The following is a 15342-nucleotide window of genomic DNA, read 5'->3' as shown; positions in this document are numbered from 1 at the left end:
AGGGGCGCCGCCGGCCGTCGGCCGTCAGCTGTTGGCCTCCTCCGTGTCCGACGCATCGACGGCGGGAGTGAAGTGCAGGGTGATCCTGCGGCGACTGATGCGCCATCCCTGCTCGCCGCGCACGATCACGTCCTCGTAGGTCACGCTTCCGCACTGACCGTCCGCGCTTACACCGATCCCCTTGGACCGCGCGTGGACCCGGCCGTCTTCGGCCTCGGTGAGGGCGATATTGGTGACGTGATGGCCGACGGGCGCGCCCGGCTTGCCCGCCCGCGCCCGCGCCATGTCCCGGAAGGCGGCCAGCCCGCGCAGCGCCCCGTGCCCGAGGTTCGAGGCTTCATAGACGATGTCGTCGGTGAACAGCTCGTCCAGCCGGTCCAGTTCGTCGTTGTCGACCAAGTGCCCGTGCAGGGCGAGCAGTTCGGAGATTTTCAGACGGTCCTCGACACTGAGCGTCATCGCCGGTCCTTTCGTGAGATCTCGCGATGGTGCGGCAGTTATACGGGGAGAGAGCCGCGGGCGACCCGGCACGGCACCGGTCACACACCGTCGCGGCTCGGGGAGTTCATTCCGCTGGAGCAACCGCGCGGCGTTCGTGACGAAGCAGCACGACACCGTTGCCGAACTCCAAGGTCCCGGCCGGATGGAGGCCGGTTCGGACCGCCGAGGCCGGAAACAGGGGTTTGCCACGGCCGATGAGGGCCGGATGGACGTACATGCGGCAACGCGCGGCGCGGCGGGACCGGGTTACGGTGATTCCGTCGAAGGGGCATCGGTACGGCCGGTGCGTGCCCGTAGCCGGAATGAGGTCCGGAATGAGAGTCGGTACGGCCCGATCGGCCGCAGTCCAGTGGGTCACCGAGCATGCCCGGCCCGATCCCGGCTTCCGCGGTGCCTATTTCAGCGGCTCCACGGTGGGCCTGCCGGACGATGCCGAGCTGTCCCCGTTCTCGGACGTGGACGTGGTGGTCGTCGCCGCCGCACCGGTCCCGCCGGTCGGGCCGGGCAAGTTCCGCTTCCGCGGTGCGCTGCTGGAGGTGAGTCATCTGTCGTGGGAGGAACTCGCCTCTGCGGAGGGGGTTCTCTCCTCGTACCACCTGGCGGGGAGTTTCCGCCGCGACACGGTCATCGACGACCCGACGGGCCGGCTGCGCGAACTGCGGGCGGACGTGTCGCGCCGGTTCGCCGAACGGTGCTGGGTACGCAGCAGATGCCTGGATGCCGAGCGCCGGATCGAGGCCCGCCTCGCGGCCTTCGACACCTCGGCGCCGTTCCACGAGCAGGTGCTGTCCTGGTTGTTCCCGACCGGGGTGACCACCCATGTTCCGCTGGTCGCGGCTCTGCGCAATCCCACGGTCCGGCTGCGGTATCCGGCGGCCCGAGAGGTCCTCGACGCGTACGGGCAGTCGCAACTGTACCCAAAGCTGCTGGAGCTCCTGGGGTGCGCGCGGCTGTCGGCACGCGGCACGGGCCGTCATCTGGACGAGCTGGCCCGTACCTTCGACGTCGCCGCGGAGGTCGCCCGTACGCCGTTCTTCTTCAGCGGCGACATCACCGCCGGGGCACGGCCGGTCGCCATCGACGGCAGCCGGCACCTCATCGAGCGGGGCGACCACCGCGAAGCGGTGTTCTGGATCATCGCGACCTTCGCGCGATGTCACACCGTACTGGCCGCGGACGCCCCGGAACTGCACCGCGCACGCCTTCCGGCCTTCCGGGAGGCCGTCGCCGATCTCGGCATCACGTCCACCGATGACCTGCTCCGCCGGGGCGAGGAGGTCATCGCCTTCCTTCCCGAACTCCGGCGGACCGCCGGACGGATCCTGGCGGCCAACACCGGCATCACCGGCACCACCGAATGACGCGGGCGGACGGTGCGCGCCAGGCGGGCTGCGGGCGCCCCAGGTGGGCGGGCCTCAGTAGTGGCCCGTCCTCCCGTCCAGGATCTCTCTGATGGCGTCCAGGTGGCCCGCGTGCCGGGCGGTCTCCTCGATCATGTGGAACATGATCCAGCGCAGGCTCGCACCCGAGGCCTCGAAGTCCGGGTGCCGGCCCACGTCGTCGAGCGACCCCGCCGCGACGATCTCGTTCGACACCGCGACCTGCCGGTCGTAGTCGTCCAGCAGCTTCGCGAGCGGAACGCCGTCGACCATCATGTCGGCGTCCTCCGGCCCGTCGAACACCGGCCCAACCGCCGGGCGGCCCAGCAGGACGACCTCGAACCAGAGGTGCTCGGCCCAGCGAAGGTGTGACATGACACCCGCCATCGTCATGAGCGGCGAGGACGGCAGGACAGGACGGTGCGCGTCCGCCTCCGAGAGCTCTTCGCACTTCCAGCGAGTGATCGCGCGCTGCGAGTCGAGCCAGCCGACGAGCTGGGTCCGCTCGTCCGCGTCGTAGGCGGGGCGCATGCGGGAGGGGTAGGACGACATGGGCGCCGAGGCTACCCCAGGCAATGTCACACCCCGCACCGCACGTCCTCCTGGCCGCCCGGGGAGCCGAACTCCCCCTCCTCCCAAGCCAGTCGCCCTGATACCTTGACCGGCATGTTCCTCTCCCTTGCGTAGGACCCCGCACTGACCGCACCCCGCTTCCGCCGGGTGCGGCACCTCGGTGTCCCCGCATGCCCGCAGCGCCCTCTGCCGCGCTGCTCTCACGAGGAACGTAATCGATGCCTTCGCCATCACTCGTGCCTTCGCGCACGCCTTCGTACGCCACCGTCCTGCGCACCCGCCACGCCGCCCGCACCTTCGGTGCCGCCCTGCTGGGGCGGCTCTCGTACGGGATGGTTTCCCTCTCCCTGATGCTGGCCGTGAACGCCACCACCGGCTCGTACTCCGTCGCCGGCGCCGTCATGGCGCTGTACGGGGCGACCAGCGTCTTCGTCTCCCCCGCCCGTGCCTCACTGATCGACCGGCACGGGCCGCGCCGGGCTCTGCCGCCGATGGCCGGCCTCTACGCGGTACTGCTCGCCGCCCTCGCGTACGCCACCTGGCGGCCGGGGGCATCGGCGTTCCTGCTGGGTACGTTGGCCGCCGCTGCAGGGGTCTGCACACCACCGCTGGGGCCGGTGATGCGGACCCTGTGGAGCGGTCTCGTCGCCGACCGGGAGCTGTTGCGGCGCGCCTACAGCCTGGACGGTGTGGCCGAGGAACTCCTTTTCGTCACCGGCCCGTTGCTGGTGGGGGTGGTGGTGAAGCTCGCCTCGCCCGCGGCCGGGATCGCGGTCAGCGCCGCGCTGATCCTCGCGGGCACATTGGCGCTGGTGTCGTCACCGGCGGTACGCGGTACGGGCGTGGCGCCGTCGGACGACAAGGCCGCCGGGCCGGATGGCCCGCCGGCCGGGCGGCGGCTGCTCGGCTTCGTCGGGCTGCGGCACGCGGTGCTGGTGACGGCGGCCATGGGGTTGTGCCTGGGGGGCCTGGACCTGCTGGTGGTGGCATTCACCGAGCAGCGTCACCAGGGCGCGGGGGCCGTGTCGTGGGTGCTGGCCGCGCTCTCGGCCGGAAGCGCGGTCGGAGGACTCACCTATGGCGCCGTCCCCTGGCGGGCGTCGAACCGGGCGCGGCTGCCGCTGCTGGCCGCCGGACTGGGCGCGGCCGTGGTCGGGGCCGGACTGTCGTCCGGTGTGTACGTGCTGGCCGCGCTCGCCGCGGTGGCCGGGCTGTTCGTCGCGCCGGCGCTGACCACCGCGTACCTCATCGCGGACGAGTCCGTGGGCGCGGGCAGCCGCACACAGGCGGGGGCCTGGGTGAACACCGCGTTCAACGCCGGGGCGTCGGTGGGCGCCGCGGCGGTGGGTCTGCTGGTGGACCGGCTCCCGCCGGCCGTCTGCTTCGCGGTCGCGGCGGTGCCCGCGCTGTTGTGCGCGGCCGTGGTGGCGCGCGGCGCGGTCAGCCGCTCCTGACCGTGATCGAACCGTTTGCGGTGACCAGATCGATCTTGCGGTCGCCCGCCGGCCCGTCCAGCTCGATCCGCCCGGCGCGCGTGGCCCCGGGGTTCAGTGACGACCGCCAACTTGCTCATGTGGAGCCTCATCAGTTGCCGAAAGAGGAAGCCGCACACCCCCGGTCAGGGGTGTGCGGCCATCTCAGGGGCGAACCTCAGAAGGTCACTTCAGGCCGAACGCGCGGATGATCTCCTGATCGATGCCGAGACCGTCCTCGCCCTCGGCGTGCGCCTTGATCGAGACGAAGCCACCGGCCTTCTCGGGCGTCTTGAACCGGGCGGTCCAGCTGCCTTCGGAGGTCTTGCGCAGCTCCACGGCGTTCCAGCTCTTGCCGTCGTCATAGCTGACCGACAGCGCTGCCTTCTTCGCCTTCACCGCACCGTCCAGCCACTCCTGCGTACCGGAGCCGATACCGATCTCGGTCCACCGGCCGGCCTCGACGTCACCGGCGAGGTCGGTGTCGACCTCGTAGTCCAGCTGGAGCATCGGGATGTCGGTCCGGTACGGGCCGTTCTCGTCCGTGGCGCCCGAGACGAAGTTCCACTCGGTGTGCGTGCGGATGGAGGTCTTCCACACATCGGCATCCCGGGCCGAGTCGAGCACCACGCGGTACGGCAGTCTCTCGGGTGAGAGGTTCCCGGCGGCTCCGGACTGGCCCGTGCCCTTCTTGATCAGGGTGTCGCCCTGGTAGAAGGCGTTGGTGGTGGTGGCGGTGAGCTCCTCCCTCGGCATGGCGCCCGAGTGGCCCGCGCCCGAGTCCGTCCACGGGGTGAGGTTGAACTGGATCTGGTTGCTGACGGTACGGAACGGACCCCAGTAGGCGAGGCCCAGACGCGGGCGGGTGATCGGCCCGAACCACTCGGCGGGGTAGGTGCGGCCCGCCTCGTAGTCCATTTCGCCACTGCGCATCTCCTGCGCGAACCCGTTCTGCGCTGTGTTGAAGATCGAGTGCTCCTCGTACCAGAACGACGCGCCGGGAAGCGGGTTGACCCACTCCGTACGGGTACTGGGGAACATCTCGTACTGTTCGAAGCCGAGGGCGGGCCCGTATTCCGGGACGTCGAAGCGGTTGCCACCGCCGAGCATGTCCTTGTGGCCGTAGAAGGTGTTCTGCACCTTGGCCAGTTGACCGGTCGAGGGGGCGAACTCCAGCGAGCGGTCCGGAATGACGCCGTCGTGACGGTCGACCAGGTCGTACACGTAACGCGCGAACCGTTGCTGATCAATCGCCAGCTTGACGCCCCGTTGGACGGACTTGATCAGGTTCTCGCCCGCCAGGCGCTGGACCGAGGCGACAGGAATGGTGGCCTTGGTTCCTTTGGGGCCGTAACTTTCCATCAGGACGCCGTCACCGTCGTTGACGACGAACAGCGCCTCGGCGCCTGCGGCCACCGCATTGGCGAGCCGGTCGGCGGGAGCGACCGCGTCGCTGCGGCGGATCACGACGGCCTTGCCCTTGGCATCCAGGCCCTTGTAGTCGGCCACGGCGCCGTTGCCCGCGAAGACACTGGCCAGCCGCTTCTCGCTGTCTTCGGTGACGGCCGCACCGACCTGCGTAGTGACCCGCACGTCACGTCCCTCGGCCGTGACGTCCATGTGCTTCTCGCCCTGCCGCCAGCGGGTCAGGAAGGAGAAGCTGCCCTGGGTGACCTTCTTGGTGGGGCTCGCCCACAGCTGGTCGTACATCACAGGGATCTGGTACGCGTCGCGCTGGACGGTGCCGTCCAGTGCGGTACGTGCCATGTCGAATCGCAGCTGCTGGTTCTCGGTCTCCTTCGGCGTCCGCACGCTGATCTTGCGGGCCTTGGACGCGTCGAGGGTGACCGTGGTCGACTTGTCGAGGATGGTCTCAGGGGCCGCGAGGAAGGCCAGGGCCTTCGAGTCGGCGCGGTCACCGGCGACTTCGGTGGTCGCCCAGGCGGTGTAGTTGCCCGGCGGCATCCGCAGCGTGGTCTCGCCCGACACCTGGACGACGCCCAGGTTCGGATCGCCGAGCGCGCCGAGGACGACCCGGCCGTTCAACGGCTTGCCGTCGCGGTCACGGAGCCTGAGCGTCAGGTCGTACAGCTCCTGCTCCTTGTTCAGGGCGAAGCCGGTGTGCGCGACGACGGTGCCCGTCTCGTCCTTGGCGATGACCTGGCCGGAGAACTGGGTGTCGTTCGCGACCGTCGACGGGTCCAGCGAGAGCACGGCCTCGGCAGTGGAACCGGCCGGGACCGTCAGCTGCTTCGTCGACAGGGTGTAGGCCTCGGCGTCCGTGTCCGTGGCCAGGTCGAGGGTGACGTCCTTCGTACCGGTGTTGCGGTACGTGATGGTCCGCTGGGCAACCGGGTCGGACGCGGAGTGCGGCCAGGTGTAGGAGGCGACCTCGACGGAGCCGGTGGCCTCGATCGTGCTGTCGACCGCCGCCTTGACGTCGAGTCGGCCGGTGCCCTGCTCGTACGGGGTGTACGCGTCGAGCTTCTTCGACGTGCTCATCAGCGCGTCCTTGATCCGCTGGCCGGACCAGTCGGGGTGACGCTGCTTCAGGATGGCTGCGGCGCCTGCGACATGCGGGGTCGCCATCGATGTGCCGGACATCGTGCGGTACATCCCGCTGGCGCCCGGCACCGACTGCGAGGCGGCCGCGTTGATGTCCACACCCGGTGCGGACAGGTCGGGCTTGAGGCCGAAGGAACGCACCAGCGGGCCCATCGAGGAGAAGCCCGCGCGGTTGTCCCGCTTGTCGACGGCGGCGATGGTGAGCGCCTTCTCCGCCGAGCCGGGTGCGCCGATGGTGCCCGCGTCGTACGCGTTGCCCGCGGCGATCACGAACAGCGGGCCGCCGTCGGCGGAAAGGGCGTCGACGGCCTGGGACATCGGGTCGGAGCCGTCGTCCGGGATGCTGGAGCCGAGGCTCATGGAGACGACGTCGGCGCCTTCGGCCTTCGCCCACTCCATGGCTTCGATGATGCCGGAGTCCGCACCGGAACCGCCGTCGCCGAGCACCTTGCCGATGATCAGGTCGGAGCCGGGGGCGACGCCCTTGTTGACGCCCTCCGACGCGGCGCCGGAGCCCGCGATCGTGGAGGCGACATGCGTGCCGTGGCCGTTCCTGTCCACGACCTCCTCGCCCGGCACGAAGCTCTTCGTTTCGAGAATGCGGTCCTTGACGTCCGGGTGGGACGCGTCGATGCCGGTGTCCAGGACGGCGACCTTGGAGCCCTTGCCGTCGTAGCCCTCGGCCCACGCCTGCGGAGCGTTGACCTGCGGCACGGAGTCCTTGAGCGCGGCCTCCACCCGGCCGTCGAGCCAGAGCTTGGCGATGCCGTTGTCCAGCGAACGGGCCGTGGAGGTGCGGGCGATGTCGTTCCAGAAGGCCCGGGTGGTGTCCTTGTCGGCCTTCAGTGCGGCGCCGTGGATGCTCTCCAGGGTGCGGGTCTTCTTCGCGCCGCGTGGGGCGGCGGGCAGCGAACGGCCCTGGCTCGCCGGGTAGGTGGCGATCAGCGGGATGCCGCCGGACTTCTTGTCGTCGTACCCCATCTCGGCGAGAGCCGAGACGTTGAACAGCCGACGGTCCAGCTTGCCCGCTGCGATGAGAGAGCCGGCCTCGTCGGGCAGGACGTACAGATCGTCACCGACCTGCTGGACATGCACGCCGCCGACCGCACCGTCGGGGCGGTCCACGGTGACGGTGTCCTGCTTGCCGGCACCGTCCGAGTAGTGCACGACATCGCCCGTGACCAGGGTGATGTCGTACTCCCTGACGGGGGCGGTGGTCTGGGGGGCGGCAGGCCCCGACTTCCCTGCGGCAGCGGAAGCGGAGCCCGCTGCGGGAAGCAGTGCACCACTCACCAGGGCGACCGAAGTCGCTATGAGCAGAGCCCTGCGTCCCACGCGAGCGGATCTCGTCCGGCCGGAGGCGGAGGAGGGTGTCAATGTCATGCAGATGATCTAAAGGCAAAGCCACGGCTACGGTTGAGTCCACATCTGGCGTGAAGCCGCCGTGGCGGAAATCCGCCTCGGACCCGCATGGTTCGTGGGACGGTTCAGAGCCTGCCGGGTGGCCTCCGGCAGGCTCTCAGGCCACGGACGTGATCACCCCACTCGGCGACCGTCCGCCCTCGTGGTGGATCGGGGTGTGTGCACCCTTGAGCGGTACGCCGCTGCCGCCGCGCCGGTCGGCGACGATTTCGGCGGCGATCGACAGCGCGGTCTCCTCGGGGGTACGGGCGCCGAGGTCGAGGCCGATCGGTGAGTGCAGCCTGGACAGTTCCGCCTCCGTCATCCCGACTTCGCGCAGCCGGTCGTTGCGCTCCAGATGGGTGCGGCGCGATCCCATCGCTCCGACGTACGCCACCGGCAGCCTCAACGCCATTTCCAGCAGCGGGACATCGAACTTGGCATCGTGGGTGAGGACGCACAGGACGGTGCGGGCGTCGACATCGGTCGCCGCGAGATAGCGGTGCGGCCAGTCGACAACCAGTTCGTCGGCCTCCGGGAAGCGGGCTTTCGTGGCGAAGACGGGGCGGGCGTCGCACAGTGTGACGTGGTACCCGAGAAACTTTCCCGCCCGGACCAGCGCCGCGGCGAAGTCGATGGCCCCGAAGACGATCATCCGGGGTGGTGAGACGCTCGATTCGACGTAAACCGTGAGCGGTCGCCCACACCGTGATCCCTCGGCGCCGATGGTGACGGAGCCGGTGCGGCCCGCGTCCAGCATGGCGCGGGCATCGGCCGCAGCGGTGCGGTCCAGCTCCGGGTGTCCGCCGAGCCCGCCCTCGTACGAGCCGTCGGGGTGGACGAGCAGAGGGCGGCCGAGGAGTTCCGCCGGCCCGTCGGTGATCCTGGCGACCGCCGCCGCTTCCCCTCGTGCGGCGGCGGTGAGCGCAGCGGCGAACACCGCCCGCGCGGGGTCGTCCGCACGGACCGGTGTCACCAGGATGTCGATCACGCCGCCGCAGGTCAGTCCCACCGCGAAGGCGCCCTCGTCGCTGTAGCCGAACCGTTCGCGCACGGTGATGCCGTCGTCCAGCGCCTGCCCGCACAGTTCGTAGACCGCACCCTCCACACACCCGCCGGAGACCGATCCGATCGCCGTGCCTTCGCGGTCGACGGCCAGGGCGGCTCCCGGCTGCCGGGGCCCGCTGCCGTCGACCGCCACGACGGTGGCCACGGCGAAGTCGCGTCCCTGCTCGATCCACCGGTTGAGCTCTTCGGCGATGTCCAGCATGGTGTTTCTCCCTCTACGGGTGTGCGGAGGAGCGGAGAGGCGGAAGAGCTGAGAGGCACGTACCGCCCGGAGGTTCAGGAGGGAGCCGTGACTCAGGTGCCGGTGAGGTGCTCGGGGCGTACCGGCGTTCGGTTGAGCTCCAGGCCCGTCGCGTCCCTGATCGCCGCGAGGACGGCCGGGGTCGACGACAGGGTGGGCGCCTCGCCGACGCCACGGAGTCCGTACGGGGCGTGTTCGTCGGCGAGTTCGAGCACATCGACCGGCATGGTCGGGGTGTCGAGGATGGTGGGGATCAGATAGTCCGTGAAGGACGGGTTGCGCACCTTCGCGGTCTTCGGGTCGACGAGGATCTCCTCCATGACGGCGACACCCAGCCCCTGGGTGGTGCCGCCCTGGATCTGACCGACGACGGAGAGCGGGTTGACCGCCTTGCCGACGTCCTGGGCGCAGGCCAGCTCGATCACCTTGACCAGGCCGAGTTCGGTGTCGACCTCGACGACCGCGCGGTGGGCGGCGAAGGAGTACTGGACATGTCCGTTGCCCTGTCCGGTGCGGAGATCGAACGCCTCCGTGGGCCGGTGGCGCCACTCCAGTTCGATGTCGACCGCCTCGTTCTCCAGCACGTCGACCAGGTCGGCCAGCACCTCGCCGCCGTCGGTGACGACCTTGCCGCCTTCCAGGACAAGATCGGCGGTGGCCCACGCGGGGTGGTACGTACCGAACTTGCGGCGGCCCATCTCCAGGACCTTCTCGCGGACGGCCTCGCAGGAGTGCTTCACGGCGCCGCCGGTGACGTAGGTCTGCCGGGACGCGGAGGTGGAGCCGGCCGAGCCGACCCGGGTGTCGGCCGGGTGGATGGTGACCTGGGCGACGCCGAGTTCGGTACGTGCGATCTGGGCGTGGACGGTGACGCCGCCCTGCCCGACCTCCGCCATGGCGGTGTGCACGGTCACGACCGGCTCGCCGGCGACGGCCTCCATGCGCACCCGGGCGGTGGAGTAGTCGTCGAAGCCCTCGGAGAAGCCGACGTTCTTGATCCCGACCGCGTAGCCGACGCCGCGTACGACACCTTCGCCGTGGGTGGTGTTGGAGAGCCCGCCGGGCAGGGCCCGTACGTCGGCCTGTTCGCCGGCCACCTCCCACTGACGCTCGGGCGGCAGCGGCCTGGCCTTGACCCGGCGCAGCAGTTCGGCGACCGGCGCGGGCGAGTCGACGACCTGTCCGGTCGGCAGGAGGGAGCCCTGCTCCATGGCGTTGAGCTGCCTGAACTCGACCGGGTCCATGCCCAGTTCGGCGGCGAGCTTGTCCATCTGGGCCTCGTAGGCGAAGCAGGCCTGCACCGCCCCGAAGCCGCGCATGGCGCCGCACGGCGGGTTGTTGGTGTAGAGCGCGATGGCCTCGATGTCGACGTCGTCGATGACGTACGGGCCGACGGAGAGCGAGGAGGCGTTGCCGACGACAGCCGGGGAGGCGGATGCGTAGGCCCCGCCGTCCAGCACGATGCGGCACTTCATATGAGTGAGCTTGCCGTCGCGGGTGGCGCCGTGCTCGTACCAGAGCTTCGCCGGGTGCCGGTGGACGTGGCCGAAGAACGACTCGAACCGGTTGTAGACCATCTTGACCGGCTTGCCGGTGCGCAGGGCGAGCAGGCAGGCGTGGATCTGCATCGACAGGTCCTCGCGGCCGCCGAAGGCCCCGCCGACGCCGGAGAGCGTCATGCGGACCTTGTCCTCGGGCAGGCCCAGGACCGGTGCGATCTGGCGCCGGTCGGAGTGCAGCCACTGGGTGGCGATGTACAGGTCGACACCGCCGTCCTCGGCGGGCACGGCCAGACCGGACTCGGGGCCGAGGAACGCCTGGTCCTGCATGCCGAAGACGTATTCACCGCTCACGACGACATCGGCGCGGGCCGCCGCCGCGTCCGCGTCGCCGCGGACGATGGGCTGGCGGTGGACGATGTTGGGGTGCGGTACGTGCCCGGCGTGGTGGTCGTCGCGTCCCTCGTGGACGAGGATCGCGTCGGGGGCGGTGGCGGAGGCCTCGTCGGTGATGACGGGCAGTTCGCGGTAGTCGATCCTGATCTTCGCGGCGGCGCGGCGGGCCGTCTCCGGGTGGTCGGCGGCGACGAGCGCCACCGGTTCGCCGTGGTGGCGGACCTTGCCGTGGGCGAGGACGGGGGTGTCCTGGATCTCCAGGCCGTAGTTCTTCACCGTGCTCGGCAGGTCGTCGTAGGTGAGTACGGTGAAGACGCCGGACGTGGCGAGCGCCTCCGAGGTGTCGATGGAGACGATCTCGGCGTGCGCGACCGTGGAGCGCAGTGTGTGGCCCCAGAGCATGTCCTCGTGCCACATGTCGGAGGAGTACGCGAACTCTCCGGTGACCTTGAGGATGCCGTCGGGGCGGAGCGTGGACTCGCCGATGCCGCCCCTGGTGCGGGTGCCCTGGTCGATGCTGGTGGGATTGCCGGTTACGCCCATCGTCAGACCGTTTCTTCCGCGCGGGCGGCCGCGAGGCGGACCGCGTCGAGGATCTTCTCGTAGCCGGTGCAGCGGCAGAGGTTACCGGAGAGCGCCTCGCGGATGTCCGCGTCGGACGGTTCCGGGTTGCGCTCCAGCAGCTCGTCGGCTGCGACCAGCAGGCCGGGGGTGCAGAAGCCGCACTGGACGGCTCCGGCGTCGATGAACGCCTGCTGGATCGGGGAGAGTTCACCGGATTCCCGGCCCTCCTCACCGCTCGGCCGGGCCTTCCGCTGCCGGGCCTCGTCGAGCGCCGTGCCGCACGCGCCGGAGGCGCAGCCGCTGCCCGGGTGCTGCTCGGCGCGGTGGGCGGCGAAGTCCGCGAGGCCCTCCACCGTGACGACCTCGCGCCCCTCCACCTGGCCCGCCGCGACCAGGCAGGAGCAGACCGGCACCCCGTCCAGGCGGACCGTGCAGGAGCCGCACTCGCCCTGCTCGCATGCGTTCTTCGAGCCGGGCAGGCCCATCCGCTCGCGCAGCACGTAGAGGAGGGACTCCCCCTCCCAGACGTCGTCCGCCTCGTGCCTGCGGCCGTTGACCGTGAAATTGACGCGCATGATCAGGCAGCTCCTTCGGTGCTGCGGCCGTTGCCGCGGTACGACTCCCAGGTCCAGCCGAGGGTGCGGCGGGCCATGATCCCGACCGCGTGCCGGCGATAGCTCGCGGTGCCGCGCACATCGTCGATCGGGTTGCAGGCACCGGCGGCGAGTGCGGCGAACTGCGTGGCGATGGACGGGGTGATGATCGTACGGCTGTCCCAGAAGCCGCCCTCCTCGAGCGCGGCATTCAGGAATTCCTCGGCCTCCTTCGCCCGTACGGGCGTGGGGGCGGCCGAGCCGATGCCGGTGCGCACCGTGCGGGTCTCGGGGTGCAGGGCCAGGCCGAAGGCGCAGACGGCGATGACCATCGCGTTGCGGGTGCCGACCTTGGAGTACTGCTGGGGCCCGTCGGCCTTCTTGATGTGCACGGCCCGGATCAGCTCGTCGGGTTCGAGGGCGTTGCGCTTGACGCCTGTGTAGAAGGCGTCGATCGGGATCATCCTGGTTCCGCGTACGGACTCGGCCTCGACCTCGGCGCCCGCGGCGAGCAGGGCCGGGTGGGCGTCCCCGGCGGGCGAGGCGGTGCCCAGGTTGCCGCCGACACCGCCGCGGTTGCGGATCTGGGGCGAGGCGACGGTGTGCGAGGCGAGCGCCAGTCCGGGCAGCTCGGCCCGCAGGTGCTCCATGATGTGGCTGTACGGTACGGAGGCGCCGAGCCGTACGTTCTCCTGGCCCACCTCCCACTCGGTCAGCTCTCCGATGCGGTTCAGGTCCAGGAGGTACTCGGGCCGCCGGTGGTCGAAGTTGATCTCGACCATCACATCGGTGCCACCCGCGATGGGCACGGCCGTCGGGTGCTCGGCCTTGGCGGCGAGCGCCTCCTCCCAGCTGGCGGGGCGAAGGAAGTCCATGAGTGGCTCTCTTCTTCTCAATCGGGTCGTTCACTGGGGGCCGGGGCCCGTCGTGGGTCTGCCGTCGTCGTCCGCAGGACGGCCGCGCGGCGTCCGGTGCGTGCGGCCGCAAGGCACCGAGGGCCCTCGTTGCGGAGCTACCAGGGCTCTTCGGCAGCACCGCGAGCGTGCGTGCCGGGCGTCGTGCGGCAGGCGGCGGACCGATGGCAGACCCCGGATGCGGCCGGCCCTCGACTGGTCGTTCATGTGTTGTTGACGCGATGTGGGACCAAGTACACAAGCCGTGCTCCACCCGGTGCAGTCACCGAAAACATGAAGGAGTTGGCTGGTCGATCTCCTCGTCTTGTAGATTCGAACGAATGGCGGGGATCAGTGACCTCACCGCAATACCCAGTTTTCACCCGCACCAACGAAAGAGATCGGCGGCGACGAGATGCGGCTGCGCGCACTGCTGGAGACCGACGCGCTGGGCCTGCGGCTGCTCGGCGGCGAGGACGAGCTGGACCGCTCGGTCCGTGGCGTGATGACCACCGACCTGCGGGATCCCAGCCGCTACCTGTCGGGGGGCGAGCTGGTCCTGACGGGTCTGGCCTGGCGCCGGGACGCGGCGGACTCGGAGCCGTTCGTGCGGATCCTGGCGGCTGCCGGCGTCGCCGGGCTCGCGGCGGGCGAGGCGGAGCTCGGCGACATCCCCGGCGATCTGGTGGAGGCCTGTGCGGACCACCGGCTGCCGCTCTTCGCCGTCCATGAGACCGTCGCGTTCGCAACGATCACCGAGCATGTGGTGCGCCAGGTGTCCGGTGAGCGGGCGGGCGATCTGGCCGCGGTCGTGGACCGGCACCGCAGGCTGATGACCTCGGGCCCGGCGGGCGGCGGCCCCGAGGTGGTCCTGGATCTGCTCGGATCCGACCTGGACCTGCATGCCTGGGTGCTCTCCCCCACCGGCCGGCAGATCGCGGGCGCCGGGGAAACGTCACTTCCCGGACCGGTCGGCGCCGAGCTGGCCGGTCAGCATCTGGCCGCCACCCGCACCGGCCACCGGGCCCCGCACCGGGCCACTGTCGGAAGCACCACGTATTCGCTCTTCCCGATCCGGAACACCGGCCGCGGCGCCGTCCCGGCCTCCGGCGACGTCCGCGAGTCGGTGCTCTCCGACTGGCTGCTCGCGGTCGAGGCGGACGCGAGCGACTGGCCGCCGGCCCGGCTGGACCTGCTCCAGGGCGTCACCCAGCTGATCGCCGTCGAACGGGACCGGCGCGACGCGGCCCGTACGGTACGCCGCAGGCTCGCACAGGAGGTCCTGGAACTGGTCCAGACGGGTGCCGCGCCGGCCGAGATCGCCGCCAGGCTGCGGGTCGCGGCCCCGGTGCTGCTGCCGGGCCTCGGGGCGGCGCCGCACTGGCAGGTCGTGGTGGCGCGGGTCGAGTGGGGCGGCGCGGAGGGCCGGTCCGCGGCCTCCGCCGTCCCGGGCGGCCCGGTCGCCCAGGCGCTGCTGGAGGAGATCCTGGTCGACCCGGCGGTCACCGGCCCCGACACGGTGGACCGGATCGCCGTCGCCCATACGGGGGATGAGGCCGTCGCCCTCGTACCGCTGCCCGCCGTCACCGCGCCGGACCGGGGCGCCGGTGCGGACGACGCGCGCGGTGAAGCGCACGAGGATCCCGCACTCCATGCCGATGTGCTGCTCGCCGCCGTCCGCGAACCGCTCTCCGCGGGCCTCGCCGACGACGGCCGGCTGACACTCGGCGTCAGCGCGGCCGTGCATTCGCCCGAGGGACTGCGCGGCGCCCTGGAGGAGGCCCGGCATGCCCGCCGGGTGGCGGCGGCCCGCCCCGGCCGGGTCTGCGCGGCCGGGCACCACGAGCTGGCCTCGCACGTGCTGCTGCTGCCGTTCGTACCGGACGACGTGCGCCGCGCGTTCACCGCACGGCTGCTCGACCCACTGCGCGACTACGACCGGCGCCACCGCGCGGAACTGATCCCGACGCTGGAGGCGTTCCTGGACTGCGACGGTTCCTGGACCCGCTGTGCGGCCCGGCTCCACCTGCACGTCAACACGCTGCGCTACCGGGTCGGGCGAATCGAGCAGTTGACGGGACGTGACCTTTCCCGGCTGGAGGACAAGCTCGATTTCTTCCTCGCCCTGCGTATGAGCTGATTCCCGGCCCTGTCAGGGCCGTTGGCGGCTCCGATGGTTTGTGAAATCTTTCACCTG

General features: G+C 70.7%; 10 protein-coding genes. 3 read left to right on the top strand and 7 right to left on the bottom strand.

Annotated features, from left to right (window positions below; all coding sequences use genetic code 11):
* Window positions 1-24 precede the first annotated feature (24 nt).
* Window positions 25-459: a nuclear transport factor 2 family protein gene (locus ACWCQ6_RS07245; RefSeq protein WP_451086318.1), complete on the bottom strand. Its 435-nt coding sequence runs from the start codon at window positions 457-459 to the stop codon at window positions 25-27.
* 356 nt (window positions 460-815) lie between these two features.
* Here ACWCQ6_RS07245 and ACWCQ6_RS07240 point away from each other — a divergent pair, with 356 nt between their 5' ends.
* Entirely contained in the window at window positions 816-1862 is a 1047-nt protein-coding gene (locus ACWCQ6_RS07240; protein WP_451086316.1) for a hypothetical protein, read from the top strand.
* Window positions 1863-1916: 54 nt separating this feature from the next.
* Here the strand turns inward: ACWCQ6_RS07240 and ACWCQ6_RS07235 are convergent, their stop codons facing one another.
* Entirely contained in the window at window positions 1917-2432 is a 516-nt protein-coding gene (locus ACWCQ6_RS07235; protein ID WP_451086314.1) for a DinB family protein, read from the bottom strand.
* A 239-nt stretch (window positions 2433-2671) separates the two neighbouring features.
* Here ACWCQ6_RS07235 and ACWCQ6_RS07230 point away from each other — a divergent pair, with 239 nt between their 5' ends.
* Complete coding sequence (locus tag ACWCQ6_RS07230) at window positions 2672-3907, top strand: MFS transporter (RefSeq protein WP_451086312.1); 1236 nt, start codon at window positions 2672-2674, stop codon at window positions 3905-3907.
* 204 nt (window positions 3908-4111) lie between these two features.
* Here the strand turns inward: ACWCQ6_RS07230 and ACWCQ6_RS07225 are convergent, their stop codons facing one another.
* The 5 genes from ACWCQ6_RS07225 to ACWCQ6_RS07205 all read right to left on the bottom strand — a co-directional run bounded on the left by ACWCQ6_RS07225 (window position 4112) and on the right by ACWCQ6_RS07205 (window position 13127).
* On the bottom strand, window positions 4112-7873 hold the full coding sequence (locus ACWCQ6_RS07225) for a S8 family serine peptidase (RefSeq protein WP_451086310.1): 3762 nt from the start codon (window positions 7871-7873) through the stop codon (window positions 4112-4114).
* Window positions 7874-8009: 136 nt separating this feature from the next.
* On the bottom strand, window positions 8010-9161 hold the full coding sequence (locus tag ACWCQ6_RS07220) for an XdhC family protein (protein WP_451086308.1): 1152 nt from the start codon (window positions 9159-9161) through the stop codon (window positions 8010-8012).
* A gap of 92 nt (window positions 9162-9253) precedes the next feature.
* Window positions 9254-11638 (bottom strand): xanthine dehydrogenase subunit D, encoded by a 2385-nt coding sequence (gene pucD / locus ACWCQ6_RS07215; RefSeq protein WP_451086306.1) that lies wholly within the window; start codon window positions 11636-11638, stop codon window positions 9254-9256.
* Window positions 11639-11640: 2 nt separating this feature from the next.
* On the bottom strand, window positions 11641-12234 hold the full coding sequence (locus ACWCQ6_RS07210; RefSeq protein WP_451086304.1) for a (2Fe-2S)-binding protein: 594 nt from the start codon (window positions 12232-12234) through the stop codon (window positions 11641-11643).
* A 2-nt stretch (window positions 12235-12236) separates the two neighbouring features.
* Complete coding sequence (locus tag ACWCQ6_RS07205) at window positions 12237-13127, bottom strand: FAD binding domain-containing protein (protein WP_451086302.1); 891 nt, start codon at window positions 13125-13127, stop codon at window positions 12237-12239.
* Between the two features lie 433 nt (window positions 13128-13560).
* Between ACWCQ6_RS07205 and ACWCQ6_RS07200 the strand changes: the two genes are divergently transcribed.
* Window positions 13561-15285 carry a PucR family transcriptional regulator gene (locus tag ACWCQ6_RS07200; RefSeq protein WP_451086300.1) on the top strand — a complete coding sequence of 575 codons (1725 nt, stop codon included), beginning with the start codon at window positions 13561-13563 and terminating at the stop codon, window positions 15283-15285.
* Window positions 15286-15342 lie beyond the last annotated feature (57 nt).

The organism is Streptomyces sp. NPDC001880, assembly GCF_053594575.1.
The sequence above is the reverse complement of the archived record's forward strand: the minus strand, read 5'-3'. Positions and strand labels throughout refer to the sequence as shown.